The following is a 15,449-nucleotide window of genomic DNA, read 5'->3' as shown; positions in this document are numbered from 1 at the left end:
GCGCCCGCCGCGCGGAACCGGGCGAACTCCTCACCACAGGGCGCGCAGCATCGCCCCGCGCAACGCCGGCGAACCCGTCGCGAACATCCGGGTCATCGCCGCCACCGTCCCGCCGAGGTCGGTGCGGCCCGACAGGTAGGAGCGCTGGCGTTCCGGTGGCAGCGTGAAGAACCCCGCGAAGAACGCCGGGGTCTGTTCCGGGCGTAGTCCCAGCAGCACCCGCAGCCCCGAGGCGCGCAGCTGCGCGACCGCACGCGCGGACGGGGACCACAACGCCGCCGTGGCGCTGCGGCCCCCGGCGAGCGCGTGCGCCACCGGATCGGCCGCCGCCAGCGACGCCGCCACCGCGTAGCCGGTGCCCGGGTGCATCAGCCCGCCGCGGGCGCCGAACCGGGCCACCCCGCGCGCCGACCCCGGCGGGGGTTGCACGGCGAACCGCACCCGCTCCACCGGCTCCGTCCCGCTCAGCGTGACCCCGCGCGCGGCGAGCCGGGCCTCGAGGCGGCGCCGCAACTCGGCGAGCGGAATGGCGGGCCGCCCCACCAGGCAGGTCTCCTCCAGCAGCACCCGGCCGCCGCCGAGCGGCACCGCGTACAGGAACGACGGCGCATCCCCGGAGCGGGTGCGGTTGTCGCGCCGCCAGTCCATGAACCAGGCGGCGCGGCCCTCCAGCACGGGTGCGGCAGTGGCGGTGTCGACCGTGACCCCGAAGGCGGTCTGCTGGGCGCGGGAGCGGTCGGCGGGCACCCCGCGCGCGTCGATCACGCTCCGGGCCCGCAGCACGCTTCCGTCCGCGAGGGTGACGCGATCCGGGGCGACGGCGTCCACCCGGCCGGCCCGTACCCGCGCCGGCTCCAGCGCCAGGCTTCGCTGCAGTGCCGACGCATCGAACACACCGTAGGGGCGCTCGATCCGGTGTGGCCGCACCGTCCACGCCGCCGGCTCGTCCACCCGCGCCGCGAGCACCGAGGGGGGCAGCCACGACGGCAGCTCGTCGAGCCACGCCGCATACGTCGCAGTCCACGGCCGATCCGGCTGCGGGTCCACGGCCAGCACGTCGAGACCCGCGGCGACCGCCCGGTGTGCCACCGCACGCCCCGCCGGCCCGAGCCCGACGACCAGCACCTCCGCGTCTATCACCCGCTACATCGCTCCCGTCGCCAGCAGTCCACCGTCCACCCGCACAGTCTCCCCGGTGATCCAGCCGGCCGCATCGGAGACCAGGAACGCGACCAGCTCGGCGACGTCCTCGGGCGTGCCGAGGCGGCCCATCGGGTATCGGGCGGCGGCGGTGTCCTCACCGCCGGCGACGAGCGCGGCCGCGAACCTCGTCTTCACCACCCCGGGCGCGACCGCGTTGACGCGCACGCCCGGCCCCAGCTGCCAGGCCAGCTCCTCGGTCAGCCGGATCAGCGCCGCCTTCGACGCCCCGTACGCGGCGATCACGCCGGTCGAGCGCAGGCCCGCCACGCTCGCGACGTTGATCACGGAACCGCCGTGCTCGGCCATCCACGCGCGGTAGGCCTGCTGCACGAATCCCAGCGCGGCGACGACGTTGACGTCGAAGATCTTGCGGACGGCGTCCAGGTCGGCGTCCATCAACGCCCCGTAGACGGGGTTGATGCCGGTGTTGTTGATCAGGATGTCGAGCCCGCCGAGCTCGGCGACGGTGCGGCGCACCGCCTCGGCGCGGGTGTCGGCGTCCCCGGCGTTACCGGGCAGCTCGAGCACCTGCCCGCCGTGTCCGAGGGCGCGCAGCTCGCCGGCGGCCTCGGCGAGCGGCTCGGCGTGGCGGGCCGTGAGGGCCACGCTCGCGCCGCGGGCGAGCAGCGCCGCGGCGATCGCCTTGCCGATCCCGCGGCTCGCTCCGGTGACCAGCGCCGCGCGGCCCGTGAGGTCGGAGCCGGGGGAGGTGTCGGGGGAAGTGGTCATGCCGGCGAACGTAGCGCATCTCACCCCGGCATCCCGGGGTGGACACGGTAAAATGAATGGTTCGTGCGCCTGCCCCTGCGGCATCATTGGCAGCCAATCCGAGTCGTCCCCGAGGAGCCTCACGCGTGATCACCGCCACCGATCTGGAAGTCCGCGCCGGCGTGCGGACGCTGCTCTCGGCGCCGGGCCCGGCGCTGCGGGTGCAGCCCGGCGACCGGATCGGGCTGGTCGGGCGCAACGGTGCCGGCAAGACCACCACCCTGCGCATCCTCGCGGGGGAGGGCGAGCCGTACGCGGGCGCCGTCGTCCGCTCCGGCGACCTCGGCTACCTGCCGCAGGATCCCCGCGAGGGCAACCTGGACGTCCTGGCCAAGGACCGTGTGCTCTCCGCCCGCGGCCTCGACGAGATCCTGCGCGCGATGGAGAAGCAGCAGGCCGTCATGGCCGAGGCCGTCGACGAGAACGTCCGTGACCGGGCGGTACGCAAGTACGGGTCGCTCGAGGAACGCTTCTCGGCGCTCGGCGGGTACGAGGCCGAGTCCGAGGCCGCCCGGATCTGCACCAGCCTCGGACTGCCGGACCGGGTCCTGGGCCAGCCCCTGCGCACCCTGTCCGGTGGTCAGCGCCGCCGCGTCGAACTCGCCCGCATCCTGTTCGCCGCCTCCGACGGCTCCGGCAAGTCCACCACCACCCTGCTGCTCGACGAGCCCACCAACCACCTCGACGCCGACTCGATCACCTGGCTGCGCGGATTCCTGCAGAACCACGACGGCGGCCTGGTCGTCATCAGCCACGACGTGGACCTGCTCGCCGACGTCGTGAACAAGGTGTGGTTCCTCGACGCGGTGCGCGGCGAGGCCGACATCTACAACATGGGCTGGAAGAAGTACCTCGACGCGCGGGCCACCGACGAGGCGCGCCGTCGCCGCGAACGCGCCAACGCCGAGAAGAAGGCGTCCGCCCTGCGGCAGCAGGCGGCCAAGCTCGGCGCGAAGGCCACCAAGGCCGTCGCGGCGCAGAACATGGCCAAGCGCGCCGACAAGCTGCTCGCCGAGCTCGACGAGGTGCGGGTGGCCGACAAGGTGGCCAAGATCCGGTTCCCGGAGCCGGCGCCGTGTGGCAAGACCCCGCTCATGGCCGAGAGCCTGACGAAGGTGTACGGCTCGCTGGAGATCTTCACCGGTGTGGACCTGGCGATCGACCGGGGCAGCCGCGTCGTCGTGCTCGGTCTCAACGGTGCCGGAAAGACCACGCTGCTGCGCCTGCTCGCGGGGGTGGAGACCCCGGACGCGGGCCGGCTGGCGCCCGGCCACGGCCTGAAGATCGGCTACTTCGCCCAGGAGCACGACACCCTCGACGACGACGCGACGGTGTGGGAGAACATCCGGCACGCGGCGCCGGACGCGGGGGAGCAGGACCTGCGGGGGCTGCTCGGGGCGTTCATGTTCACCGGCCCGCAGCTCGACCAGCCGGCCGGGACGCTGTCCGGCGGTGAGAAGACCCGGCTGGCGCTGGCCGGACTGGTGTCGTCCGCGGCGAACGTGCTGCTGCTCGACGAGCCGACCAACAACCTCGATCCGGTCTCGCGGGAGCAGGTGCTCGACGCGCTGCGCAGCTACGCCGGTGCGGTCGTGCTCGTCACCCACGATCCCGGCGCGGCCGAGGCGCTCGATCCGGAGCGGGTGATCCTGCTGCCGGACGGTTCCGAGGACCACTGGTCGCAGGAGTACCTGGAGCTGATCCAGCTGGCGTGAGGTCCGGCCCTGCGTGACCGTGCGCGGGAGTACCCGGAGCCGATCGTGCCGGCGCGGGGTGCGGCCGCGGCCCGGACCTGCGCGATTCCTCCCGGCACCTCGCCCCGTCCACTAGCCTGGAAGCGGGGCCTTGCCGAGCCGACGGGAGGATCCGATGGCACGCAAATCCGGGCACGCCGGGAATGTACTGACCAAGGGCACACGGGTCACGGGGGAATCGCGTGACCGTCTCCAGGCAGAACTGAAACGCCGCTACGAGGCCGGGGCGAGCATCCGGACGCTGGCGCAGGAGACGGGCCGTTCCTACGGGTTCGTGCACAACGTGCTCGTGGAGTCCCATGTAGCGCTGCGTGGCCGGGGCGGACCGAACCGGCGGAGCGCGGCGCGCGCCTCGACCTGAGCGGGTCAGCCGGCGGCGGTCCGTCGCACGGACTCCTCGACCAGGTCCAGTACCGCCGACAGTTCGCTGTCGGCGGTGCCCGAGGCGAGCCGCGCGATGAGGCCGTCGAGGACCAGGTCCAGGTAGCTGAGCACCACCTCGGTCGGCACGTCGTCGCGCAGCCGGCCGGCTTCGCGTTGCCGCTCGAGCCGGCCCACGGTCGCCTTGGTCAGCTCGGCGGAGTGCTGTGTCCACGCCTTCGCGAAGTCCGGGTCGGTGCGCAGGCGCCGGGTGATCTCCAGCCGGGTGCCGAGCCAGTCGAACTGCTCCGGTGAGGCGAGCATGTCCCGCATCACCTGCACGAGGCCCTGCTCGGCGGCGACGTCGGCCATCCGCGCCGCATCCTCCTGGGCCAGCGCCAGGAACAGCCCGTCCTTGTCCTTGAAGTGATGGAAGATCGCGCCGCGGGACAGTCCCGTGGCGTCCTCCAGGCGGCGCACCGTGGCGCCGTCGTAGCCGAACTCGGCGAAGCACCGTCGCGCGCCGGCGAGGATCTGACTCCGGCGTGCGGCGAGGTGGTCCTCACTGACCTTGGGCACCGCGAACGTCCTTTCGGGGAAGAGACGGCGGGCCCGAGACGAGACGTCCCGAGCCCGCCGCCGGTGCACTGCGTGTGCGGTGAACCGATCTCGGACGTCAGCCCTTGATCATGTTGCGCAGCACGTACTGCAGGATGCCGCCGTTGCGGTAGTAGTCCGCCTCACCGGGGGTGTCGATCCGCACGACCGCGTCGAAGACGACCTTCTCGCCGTTCTCCCGGGTCGCGGTGACCTTGACGGTCTTCGGGGTGACGCCCTCGTTCAGCTTCTCGATGCCCTCGATGTCGTAGACCTCGGTGCCGTTCAGCTTCAGCGAGGCGGCCGACTCGCCGGCGGGGAACTGCAGCGGGACGACACCCATGCCGATGAGGTTGGAGCGGTGGATCCGCTCGAACGACTCGGTGATGACGGCCTTGACGCCGAGCAGGCTGGTGCCCTTGGCGGCCCAGTCCCGCGAGGAACCGGAGCCGTACTCCTTGCCGCCCAGCACGACCAGCGGGATGCCGGCGTTCTGGTAGTTCTGCGACGCGTCGTAGATGAACGCCTGCGGGCCGCCGTCCTGCGTGAAGTCGCGGGTGTAGCCGCCCGAGACGTCGTCGAGGAGCTGGTTGCGCAGCCGGATGTTCGCGAACGTGCCGCGGATCATCACCTCGTGGTTGCCGCGCCGCGAGCCGTAGGAGTTGAAGTCCTTGCGCTCGACACCGTTGGCCTCGAGGTACTGCGCGGCCGGGGTGCCCGCCTTGATGTTGCCGGCGGGGGAGATGTGGTCGGTGGTGACCGAATCGCCGAGCAGCGCGAGCACCCGCGCCCCCTTGATGTCCGTGACCGGAGCCGGGGTCTTGGGCATGCCCTCGAAGTACGGGGGCTTACGCACGTAGGTGGACTGGGGATCCCACTCGAAGGTCTTGCCCTCCGGGGTGGGCAGGCCACGCCAGCGCTCGTCGCCCTTGAACACGTCCGCGTAGCCCTTGACGTACATCTCCTGGCTGATCGCGGAGCCGATGGTGTCCTGGATCTCCTGGGCGGAGGGCCAGATGTCCTTCAGGAACACGTCGTTGCCGTCGGCATCCTGGCCGAGGGCGTCGTGCTCGAAGTCGAAGTCCATCGTGCCGGCGAGGGCGTAGGCGATGACCAGCGGCGGGGACGCCAGGTAGTTCATCTTCACGTCGGGGGAGATGCGACCCTCGAAGTTGCGGTTGCCGGAGAGCACCGCGGTGGCCGTCAGGTCGTTGTCGTTGATGGCCTTGCTGATCGCCTCGTCCAGCGGGCCGGAGTTGCCGATGCAGGTGGCGCAGCCGTAGCCGACGAGGTAGAAGCCGAGCTTCTCGAGGTACGGCCACAGGCCGGCCTTCTCGTAGTAGTCGGTGACGACCTGCGAGCCGGGGGCCATGGAGGTCTTGACCCACGGCTTGGCCGACAGGCCCTTCTCGACGGCGTTGCGGGCGAGCAGCGCGGCGCCGAGCATCACGGACGGGTTCGAGGTGTTGGTGCAGGAGGTGATGGAGGCGATCACGACGGCACCGTGGTCGAGGACGAACTCGCCCTTCTCCTCGGAGACGACCTTGACCGGCTTGGTCGGCCGGCCCTCGGAGCCGTTCGCGGCCGACTGGACATTCACGGCACCGTCGTCGGCGAAGGACAGGGCGACCGGGTCGGACGCCGGGAAGGACTCCTCGACGGCCTCGTCGAGCTGGGTGTGGTCGGCCGGGTGGTGCTCCTCCACGTAGTTGTGGATGTCCTTGCGGAAGGCGCTCTTCGACTCCGACAGCAGGATCCGGTCCTGCGGGCGCTTCGGGCCGGCGATGGACGGAACCACGTCACCGAGGTCGAGCTCGAGGTACTCGGAGTACTGCGGCTCGACATCCGCGTCGTGCCACAGGCCCTGCTCCTTGGCGTAGGCCTCGACGAGGGCGAGCTGCTCGTCGCTGCGGCCGGTCAGGCGCAGGTAGTTCACGGTCTCCTCGTCGATCGGGAAGATCGCCGCGGTGGAGCCGAACTCGGGGCTCATGTTGCCCAGGGTGGCGCGGTTGGCCAGCGGCACCTCGGCGACGCCCTTGCCGTAGAACTCGACGAACTTGCCGACGACACCGTGCTTGCGCAGCATCTCGGTGACGGTGAGGACCACGTCGGTGGCGGTCACGCCCGGCTTGATCTCACCGGTGAGCTTGAACCCGACCACGCGCGGGATGAGCATGGAGACCGGCTGGCCGAGCATCGCGGCCTCGGCCTCGATGCCGCCGACGCCCCAGCCGAGCACGCCCAGGCCGTTGACCATGGTGGTGTGCGAGTCGGTGCCGACGCAGGTGTCGGGGTAGGCCTGGCCGTTCCGGACCATGACGGTGCGCGCGAGGTGCTCGATGTTGACCTGGTGCACGATGCCGGTGCCGGGCGGGACGACCTTGAAGTCGTCGAAGGCGCCCTGGCCCCAGCGCAGGAACTGGTAGCGCTCCCCGTTGCGCTGGTACTCGATGTCGACGTTGCGCTCGAAGGCGTCGGCGCGGCCGGCGACGTCGATGATCACGGAGTGGTCGATGACCATCTCGGCGGGGGCCAGCGGGTTGACCTTGTTCGGGTCGCCGCCGAGGGTCTCGACGGCCTCGCGCATCGTGGCGAGGTCGACGATGCAGGGCACGCCGGTGAAGTCCTGCATGATCACGCGGGCGGGCGTGAACTGGATCTCGACGCTCGGCTCGGCCGACGGATCCCAGCTCGCGATGGCACGGATGTGATCGGCGGTGATGTTCGCACCGTCTTCGGTGCGCAGCAGGTTCTCGGCGAGAACCTTCAGTGCGTAAGGGAGTTTCTCGGTGCCCGGAACGGCCGAGAGGCGGAAGATCTCGTAGGAGTTCTCTCCGACCTCCAGCGTCCCCTTGGCGCCGAACGAATCAATACTGGTGCTCACGTCAGCTCCACTCGTCGATGAGGCTCGCCGCCGACGGGGCTGTGTCGACGGCCGAAGCGAGGCCCCGGAGCCGAGCCGGGCCGCAGAACAGGGCCGGACGGCGTCGGAGGCGTCTCGCGGCAAGTCTAACAGTACGCTTGTCCTGTGAACCGATGGGACACAACCGCCGATCCGGCGTCCGGCCGCCGCCGCGGCGCCGTCGCGTAGGGTACGAACGGCGCCGCACGAGCGGCGGCCGTCGAGCCCCACGGAGAGAGATGTCTGCGCCCCTGTCACGTGTCCTGACACCGTCGGCCACCGACCTCCCCCCGGGTGTCTCGCTCGAGCAGGTCCTCGCCGATCTCGCCGACGACCAGGTCTCGGCACCCCCGGACCGCGTCGACGACCTGGTCGCCGTCGTCGAACGCGCGCAACAGCACGGCATCGACCTGAGCATCGTCGTGCTCGACCGCGATCCCCGGCTCGACTCGCAACTGCGCGACCTCGCGACCGACGTCGCCGGCGAGGACGGCGGCACCGTGCTCGTGCTGAGCCCCGGCTGGGCCGGCGCCCACAGCGACAGCATCGACCGGGTGCTCCTCGAGTCCGCGCAGGACCGCACCTACACCGGCGATCCGGTCGTCTCGGCGTCCAACTTCGTCGACGCACTCACCGAGCCCGCGCCGCCCTGGACGCTGCTGACGGTGCTGCTGCTGCTCGCGGTCGCGGGCGCGGCGGGGGCCACGTACCTCGCCAAGGCGGTCCGTCGCCGCGGCGACACCGGCGGGGCGGAGACGGTCGCTGCCGACCGGCCCGCCCGCTGACCGGACCGCACCGAGAATTTTCCCGGCCACCACTGTGGCCGTCGTCACAGTTCAGGGCGTTGACACAGGTCGAATTACCCTTCTGTTATTTGTGACTGGAGTTTCCTCGGGGTGCAAAGTGTCGTACGGTGCACTTGGCGCTCTTGGGGAAGGGGTGTCACACATACCCGGAGTCGGGTCGCGGTGCGAACCGTGAGGCGACGCCGGGCTGCCGAGCGATGCAACCGCGGCCTCGTCCGCGGTGGATCGCTGCTGCGGCGACCCCTTTCCAGGTTGCGCTCGGGTGCGTCCCGCCGGCGCGACCGAGGGAGGGCGATGTGAGGCGTAGCGGTATACGGCAGGCGATGTCCCGACAGCCGTCGCGGACGCCCCGAAGACGCCGACTGTCCCGCACGACCCGGCTGGTTCTCGGTCTCGGCCTGGCCGTCTCCCTGATCGCGGGTACCGCCGCGTCCGCCGGCGCGGTACCGTCCCCGCCGCCGAATCCCGGCGATGCCGATCTCGCGGCCGCCGGGGTGGCCGTCGCCGCCGGGGTGGACCAGGTGGGCAGCCTCATCCTCCGGATCGCCACCGCCGACCAGCAACTCGCCGAACTCGAGAATCAGGTCGCGGTCAAGCGGGAGAACGTCAACCGTGCCCTCGTGGACCTGCAGTCCGCCCGCGACGCCGCCGACGCCGCCGCCCACGCGGTCGCCCTGTCGCAGCAGGCGCTGAAGGACGCGGGCACCCGGATCCGGCAGGCGCAGCAGGACTTCGACGCGTTCGCCCGCGACAGCTACGTCCAGGGCACCAATGTCGCCTCCCTCGCCTCGTTCATCGGCTCCACCGGTCCCGACGACCTGCTCGACCGCGCCCAGATCATGCGCCTGCTCTCCGCGGGCCGCACCGTCGTCCTCGACGCCCTCGAACGTGCCCGCACCGAGCAGGCCAACCGGGACTCGCGGGCGCGGGCCAGCAAGCAGGAGGCGGACGCCGCCGCCGCCGCGGCGGAGGAACGCCGGGCCGCCGCCGAGGCGGCGATCGCCGAGGCGCGCACCGCGCTGGCCGCGCAGACGGCCGAGAAGCAACGCATCGAACAGGACCGCGCGCAGGCGCAGGCCGAACTCGACCGGGCCCGCGGCACCGTCACCGGGCTCGAGGGCCAGCGCGCGCAGTACGCGGAGTGGGATCGGCAGCGGCAGGCCGAGGAGGCCGCGGCGGCCGCGGCCGAGACCGCCGCCCGGCAGGCTGCGGCCGACGCCGCCCGGCGCGTCGCCGCCGACGCCGACGCCCGCGCCCGCGCGGCCGAACTGGCCAACGGGCAGCGGCCCCACACCCAGATCGACGACTACGTGCGGCCCCGGCCGGCGGCCGCCGAATCCGGCGAGTCCGAGGTCGGATTCGAGTCGCCGCTGCCACCCACCTCCGACGCGACCACCACCCGGCCGGGCCGCACCACGCCCGAGCAGGACGAGTCGGGTACCGACGGGTCGGGCACCGACGGATCCGAGGACGGCACCGGCGGGTCGGGCACCGACGGATCCGGGGACGGCACCGGCGGATCCGGGGACGGCACCGACGGATCGGGCGAGCCGACGACCGACGGCAGCGGCGAGTCCGACTCGGAGGACTCGACGATCCCCGACCGCGCCGACCCGGTCGAGGAGGAGGGCACCACCACGTCTCCGCCGACCCGCAGCCGGCCCAGGACCACTCCCAAGCCGGGCTCGACCCTCGGCGGCACCGCCGCCGTCGAAACGGTGATCGACCGGGCGATGTCGCAGATCGGGGTGCCCTACGCCTGGGGTGGTGGCGACGAGAACGGTCCGACCCTCGGCATCCGCGACGGCGGCGTCGCCGACAGCTACGGGGACTACAACAAGGTCGGCTTCGACTGCTCCGGGCTGATGATCTACGCATTCGCCGGGATCGGGATCTCGCTGCCGCACTACACCGGCTACCAGTACACCGCGGGCGAGCAGGTGCCGTCGGCCGAGATGCGCCGCGGCGACATGATCTTCTACGGCCCGAACGCCAGCCAGCACGTGGGCCTCTACCTGGGCGACGGGCAGATGATCGAGGCGCCGCAGTCGGGTTCGCACGTGAAGATCTCACCGGTACGCTGGGACGGCATGACCCCGTACGTGGTACGGATGGTGTCCTGAGGCACCGCTTCGGCCCGGCCGGAGGCGGGCTCGCTCGACACCGGTGACCGCGGGCGTCGGCTCGGCGACGGCGGGGGCGTCCGGCACCTGGAATAGTGGTGTGGGTAGGTGACTTCGAGCAGGAACGACCTAGGCGAAAGCGGTGGATTCTTGGTGACCTCACGCGAGGGTGGCACGTCGGGCACGGCAACGTCGGACGCGAAGACCGCCACGGCGGCCGCGGCCGCCCCGGCCGGGGACGCGGCACGCACGTCGGACCAGGCACACGATGTGCGCCTGCTCGAGCAGGCGATCTACGAGGTCAAACGGGTGATCGTCGGTCAGGACCGGCTCGTCGAGCGGATGCTCGTCGGCGTCCTCGCCCGCGGCCACGTGTTGCTCGAAGGTGTTCCCGGCGTAGCCAAGACCCTCGCGGTCGAGACGTTCGCGAAGGTCGTCGGCGGCTCGTTCTCCCGCGTGCAGTTCACCCCGGACCTGGTGCCGACCGACCTCGTCGGCACCCGCATCTACCGGCAGGGCCGCGAGGCGTTCGACACCGAACTCGGGCCCGTCGTGGCGAACTTCGTGCTCGCCGACGAGATCAACCGGGCCCCGGCGAAGGTACAGTCCGCGCTGCTCGAGGTGATGGCCGAACGGCACGTCACGATCGGTGGCAGGACCTTCCCCATGCCCGACCCGTTCCTGGTGATGGCCACCCAGAACCCGATCGAGAACGAGGGCGTGTATCCGCTGCCGGAGGCCCAGCGCGACCGGTTCCTGTTCAAGGTCCTCGTCGACTACCCCACGGTCGAGGAGGAACGCGAGATCGTCTACCGCATGGGGGTGGCCGCACCCGAACCCAAGCAGGTCCTCGACAGCGACGAGCTGATCCGCCTGCAGCAGGTCGCCAACCGCGTGTTCGTCCACCACGCCCTCGTCGACTACGTGGTGCGCGTCATCTTCGCCACCCGCGCCCCCGGCGAGATCGGCCTGACCGAGGTCGACGGGTGGATCGCCTACGGGGCCTCCCCGCGGGCGACCCTCGGCATCATCTCCGCCGCGCGCGCCCTGGCGCTGCTGCGCGGTCGCGACTACGTCGTGCCGCAGGACGTCGTCGACATCATCCCGGACGTGCTGCGGCACCGGCTGGTGCTGTCCTACGACGCCCTCGCCGACGACGTCACGCCCGACCAGATCATCGCCCGCATCCTGCAGACCGTCGGCATGCCGCAGGTCGCCCCGCAGGCCAACCCGCCCGCCCCGGTCCCGGTCGGGGCCGCGGCCGCGCCGGCGGCAGGCGTGACCGGGCCGGAGGCGGGTGCGGGGCAGCGGTGAGCCGACGCCCCCCGGTGACCCCGCCGACCTTCCGTTCCGGCGAGCTGCGTGACCCCGCCCTCACGGCGGCGCTGCGGACCCTCGAGCTGACCGTGCGGCGCCGCCTCGACGGGGTGCTGCACGGCGACCACCTCGGGCTCATCCCGGGGCCCGGCTCGGAGCCCGGCGACGCCCGCGAGTACCAGCCCGGCGACGACGTGCGGCAGATGGACTGGTCCGTCACCGCCCGCACCACCCACCCGCACGTGCGGCAGACCGTCGCCGACCGCGAACTCGAGACCTGGTTGGCGATCGACCTCTCGCCCAGCCTCGACTTCGGCACCGGGGTCTGCGAGAAGCGGGACCTCGCCGTGGCCGCCGCCGCCGCGGTCGGCTACCTCGCCGGCGGCGGCGGCAACCGGATCGGTGCCGTCGTGAGCACCGGGGCGCGCACCCACCGCGTGCCCGCCCGCGGCGGCCAGTTGCACACGCAGGCGATGCTCCGCTCGATCGCGACGACCCCGCACGCCCCCGACGGCACCCGCGGGGACCTGCGCGGGCTGATCGAGTCGCTGCGCCGCCCGCAGCGTCGCCGCGGCCTGGCCGTCGTCGTCAGCGACTTCCTCGGCCCCATCGACTGGGAGCGTTCGCTGCGTGCCCTGTCCGGCCGGCACGACCTGCTCGCGGTGGAAGTCCTCGACCGCCGCGACCTCGAACTGCCCGACCTCGGCGACGTCGTGCTGCACGACCCCGAGACCGGGCACACCCGCGAGTTCACCACCAGCGAGCAGTTGCGCGCCGACTACGCCCGGGCCGCCGCCGAGCACCGCGCCGCCGTGCGCAAGGCCGTCCGCGGCTGCGGCGCCCCGCTGCTGAGCCTGCGCACCGACCGCAACTGGATCGACGACGTGGTCCGGTTCGTCGCCGCCCGCCGCCACAGCTTCGGCGCCCCGGTGAAGGGGGGCCGGTGAGCATCTCCGACTTCACCGCGCCGTGGTGGTTGCTGTTCCTGTTCGTCGTCGGGGCCCTCGCCGCCGGATACGTGGCGGTGCAACGCCGCCGGATGCGGCACACGCTGCGGTTCACCAACCTCGAGCTGCTCGAGAAGGTCGCCCCCCAGCGGCCCGGCCGCAGCCGGCACGTCCCGGTCGCGTTGCTGCTGGCCGGGCTGGCGCTGCTCACCGTCGCCGCTGCCGGGCCCACCGCCGAGCAGCGGGTTCCGCGCAACCGCGCCACCGTCGTCCTGGTGATCGACGTGTCGCTGTCGATGCAGGCCACCGACGTCGAGCCCACTCGCCTCGCCGCCGCGCAGGCCGCCGCCAAGTCGTTCGCCGACGACCTGACTCCCGGCATCAACCTCGGCCTGGTGGCGTTCTCCGGCACCGCGTCGGTGCTCGTCTCGCCGACCACCAACCGGGAGGCCACCAAGACCGCGATCGACAACCTGCAGCTGAGCGAGCGCACCGCCACCGGCGAGGCGATCTTCACGGCCCTGCAGTCCGTCGACACCCTCGCCGCGGTGCTCGGCGGCGGCGACCAGGCACCCCCGGCGCGGATCGTGCTGCTCTCGGACGGCAAGCAGACCGTCCCGGAGAGCCCCGACGACCCGCGCGGCGGCTTCACCGCCGCCCGGCAGGCCGCGGACAAGGACGTGCCCGTCTCGACCATCTCCTTCGGCACCGAGTACGGCACCGTCACGATCGAGGACGAGCGCATCCCGGTGCCGGTGGACGACCCGTCCCTGAAGGAGATCGCCAACCTCTCCGGCGGCACCTTCTTCACCGCATCGAACCTGCAGGAACTCGAGGACGCCTACAACACCCTCGAGGAACAGATCGGGTACGAGACCACCCGCGGCGACGCCAGCCGCCCGTGGCTGATCCTCGGTGTCCTCGCCGTCGCCGGGGGTGTCGCCGCCGCCCTGCTGCTGCGCCAACGCCTGCCCTGACCTGCGCCGCGGACCGCGTGCCCGCCGCCGCGGGCGCCTTGTTACCGACCCGTACCGCCACCAGATAGGGTTTGACCCCATGACTGACGCAAGCAGCCCCGCCGGATCGCCGCGCCCCGCGGCCACCCCCCGCTCGGTTCTCGTCACCGGCGGCAACCGCGGCATCGGCCTCGCCGTCGCTCGCCGCCTGCAGGCGGACGGCCACAAGGTCGCCGTCACCCACCGCGGCTCCGGCGCCCCGGACGGACTGTTCGGCGTCCGGTGCGATGTCACCGACAGCGCGTCCGTCGACGCCGCGTTCAAGGAGGTCGAAGAGCACCAGGGCCCGGTCGAGGTCCTGGTCGCGAACGCCGGCATCACCGACGACACGCTGCTGATGCGGATGACCGAGGACCAGTTCGCGAAGGTCATCGACGCCAACCTCACCGGTGCGTTCCGGTGCGCGAAGCGCGCCAACCGCGCGATGCTGCGGGGGCGCTGGGGTCGGATGATCTTCCTCGGCTCGGTCGTCGGCATGGCCGGTCAGGCGGGGCAGATCAACTACGCGTCCTCGAAGGCCGGCGTCATCGGCCTGGCCCGCTCGGTGACCCGCGAACTCGGCTCGCGTTCGATCACGGCGAATGTCGTCGCGCCCGGATTCATCGAGACGGACATGACCGCCGAGCTCTCCGACGACGTCCGCGACACCGCGAAGAAGTTCATCCCGCTGCAGCGTCTCGGCAAGCCCGAGGACGTCGCGGCGGTCGTGAGCTTCCTCGCGTCCGACGACTCCGCCTACGTCTCCGGCGCGGTCATCCCCGTCGACGGCGGCCTCGGCATGGGGCACTGACGCCGGCACGCACGCCACCACATCCGAAACTCACTGGAGGACCGACACACTCATGGGCGGACTGCTCGAGGGCAAGACCATTCTCGTCACCGGCATCATCACCGACGCCTCCATCGCCTTCCACACCGCGAAGGTCGCGCAGGAACAGGGCGCGAAGGTCGTCGTCACCGGCTTCGACCGGCTGCGCCTGATCGATCGCATCGCGCAGCGGCTGCCGCAGCCGGTGCCCCCGGCCCTCGAACTCGACGTGCAGAACACCGACCACCTCGACACCCTCGCCGGCCGGGTGCGCGAGCTCGCCCCCGAGGGCCTCGACGGCGTCGTGCACTCCATCGGCTTCGCCCCCCGCTCCTGCCTGGGCAGCCCGTTCCTCGACGCGCCGTGGACCGACGTCGCCGTCGCCCTCGAGGTCTCCGCCTACTCCTACGCCGCGCTCGCCAAGGCCCTGCTGCCCGTCCTCAACGACGGCGCCTCCCTGGTCGGCATGGACTTCGACCCCGCCCGCGCCGTCCCGTTCTACAACTGGATGGGCGTGTCCAAGGCCACCCTCGAGTCCGTCAACCGGTACGTCGCCAAGGAGGTCGGCGGCCGCGGTATCCGCTCCAACCTCGTCGCCGCCGGCCCGATCAAGACCCTCGCCGCCAAGGCCATCGCCGGCGACGCCACCGGCCCCGGCGCCGAGATGAACCGGCTCAACGAGGGCTGGTCCGCAGCGGCCCCGATCGGCTGGGACGTCGATGACCCCACGCCCGTCGCGAAGACCGTGTGCACGGTGCTGTCCGACTGGCTGCCCGGCACCACCGGGTCGATCGTCTACGTCGACGGGGGATTCCATTCCCAGGTCGGCTTCGGTGCCGGCGCCTAGG

The 15,449-nt window shown here is 72.1% G+C and carries 13 protein-coding genes; 9 read left to right on the top strand and 4 right to left on the bottom strand.

What is annotated here, in order from left to right; translation table 11 throughout:
* Positions 1-30 precede the first annotated feature (30 nt).
* Together OCS65_RS15665 and OCS65_RS15660 are read right to left on the bottom strand one after the other, a co-directional pair.
* Complete coding sequence (locus OCS65_RS15665; protein WP_006939274.1) at positions 31-1,140, bottom strand: lycopene cyclase family protein; 1,110 nt, start codon at positions 1,138-1,140, stop codon at positions 31-33.
* 3 nt (positions 1,141-1,143) lie between these two features.
* On the bottom strand, positions 1,144-1,932 hold the full coding sequence (locus OCS65_RS15660; protein WP_043798805.1) for an SDR family oxidoreductase: 789 nt from the start codon (positions 1,930-1,932) through the stop codon (positions 1,144-1,146).
* A 125-nt stretch (positions 1,933-2,057) separates the two neighbouring features.
* Here OCS65_RS15660 and OCS65_RS15655 point away from each other — a divergent pair, with 125 nt between their 5' ends.
* Together OCS65_RS15655 and OCS65_RS15650 are read left to right on the top strand one after the other, a co-directional pair.
* Complete coding sequence (locus OCS65_RS15655; protein ID WP_006939277.1) at positions 2,058-3,686, top strand: ABC-F family ATP-binding cassette domain-containing protein; 1,629 nt, start codon at positions 2,058-2,060, stop codon at positions 3,684-3,686.
* A 154-nt stretch (positions 3,687-3,840) separates the two neighbouring features.
* Positions 3,841-4,086 (top strand): helix-turn-helix domain-containing protein, encoded by a 246-nt coding sequence (locus OCS65_RS15650; RefSeq protein WP_006939279.1) that lies wholly within the window; start codon positions 3,841-3,843, stop codon positions 4,084-4,086.
* Between the two features lie 5 nt (positions 4,087-4,091).
* Here OCS65_RS15650 and OCS65_RS15645 read toward each other — a convergent pair whose 3' ends face one another.
* Entirely contained in the window at positions 4,092-4,664 is a 573-nt protein-coding gene (locus OCS65_RS15645; protein WP_006939281.1) for a TetR/AcrR family transcriptional regulator, read from the bottom strand.
* A gap of 97 nt (positions 4,665-4,761) precedes the next feature.
* Positions 4,762-7,566: an aconitate hydratase AcnA gene (gene acnA, locus OCS65_RS15640; RefSeq protein ID WP_065922572.1), complete on the bottom strand. Its 2,805-nt coding sequence runs from the start codon at positions 7,564-7,566 to the stop codon at positions 4,762-4,764.
* Between the two features lie 257 nt (positions 7,567-7,823).
* Between acnA and OCS65_RS15635 the strand changes: the two genes are divergently transcribed.
* The 7 genes from OCS65_RS15635 (at position 7,824) to inhA (ending at position 15,448) form a co-directional block, all read left to right on the top strand.
* Positions 7,824-8,369: an Rv1476 family membrane protein gene (locus tag OCS65_RS15635; protein ID WP_006939285.1), complete on the top strand. Its 546-nt coding sequence runs from the start codon at positions 7,824-7,826 to the stop codon at positions 8,367-8,369.
* Between the two features lie 344 nt (positions 8,370-8,713).
* Entirely contained in the window at positions 8,714-10,513 is a 1,800-nt protein-coding gene (locus tag OCS65_RS15630) for an NlpC/P60 family protein (RefSeq protein ID WP_029543663.1), read from the top strand.
* Positions 10,514-10,666: 153 nt separating this feature from the next.
* Positions 10,667-11,827, top strand: coding sequence for an AAA family ATPase (locus OCS65_RS15625; protein WP_006939288.1), 1,161 nt, complete (start codon positions 10,667-10,669; stop codon positions 11,825-11,827).
* A complete protein-coding gene (locus OCS65_RS15620) occupies positions 11,824-12,777 on the top strand; it encodes a DUF58 domain-containing protein (RefSeq protein ID WP_029543665.1) in 954 nt (317 codons plus the stop codon). The genes OCS65_RS15625 and OCS65_RS15620 overlap by 4 nt, the downstream gene beginning before the upstream one ends.
* The gene (locus OCS65_RS15615) at positions 12,774-13,754 is read left to right on the top strand and encodes a VWA domain-containing protein (protein WP_006939291.1); all 981 of its coding nucleotides are present in this window, start codon (positions 12,774-12,776) and stop codon (positions 13,752-13,754) included. Before OCS65_RS15620 ends, OCS65_RS15615 begins: the two co-directional genes overlap by 4 nt.
* A 79-nt stretch (positions 13,755-13,833) precedes the next feature.
* Positions 13,834-14,583, top strand: a complete 750-nt coding sequence (fabG1, locus tag OCS65_RS15610; protein ID WP_029543667.1) for a 3-oxoacyl-ACP reductase FabG1 — start codon at positions 13,834-13,836, stop codon at positions 14,581-14,583.
* A 52-nt stretch (positions 14,584-14,635) separates the two neighbouring features.
* Positions 14,636-15,448, top strand: a complete 813-nt coding sequence (gene inhA, locus OCS65_RS15605; RefSeq protein WP_006939295.1) for an NADH-dependent enoyl-ACP reductase InhA — start codon at positions 14,636-14,638, stop codon at positions 15,446-15,448.
* The last annotated feature ends 1 nt before the right edge of the window (position 15,449 follow it).

It is taken from the genome of Rhodococcus aetherivorans (assembly GCF_025722975.1).
GTDB classification, from domain to species: Bacteria; Actinomycetota; Actinomycetes; order Mycobacteriales; family Mycobacteriaceae; genus Rhodococcus; species Rhodococcus aetherivorans.
Note: the sequence above shows the minus strand (reverse complement) of the source record. Positions and strands in the feature narration are given on the sequence as shown.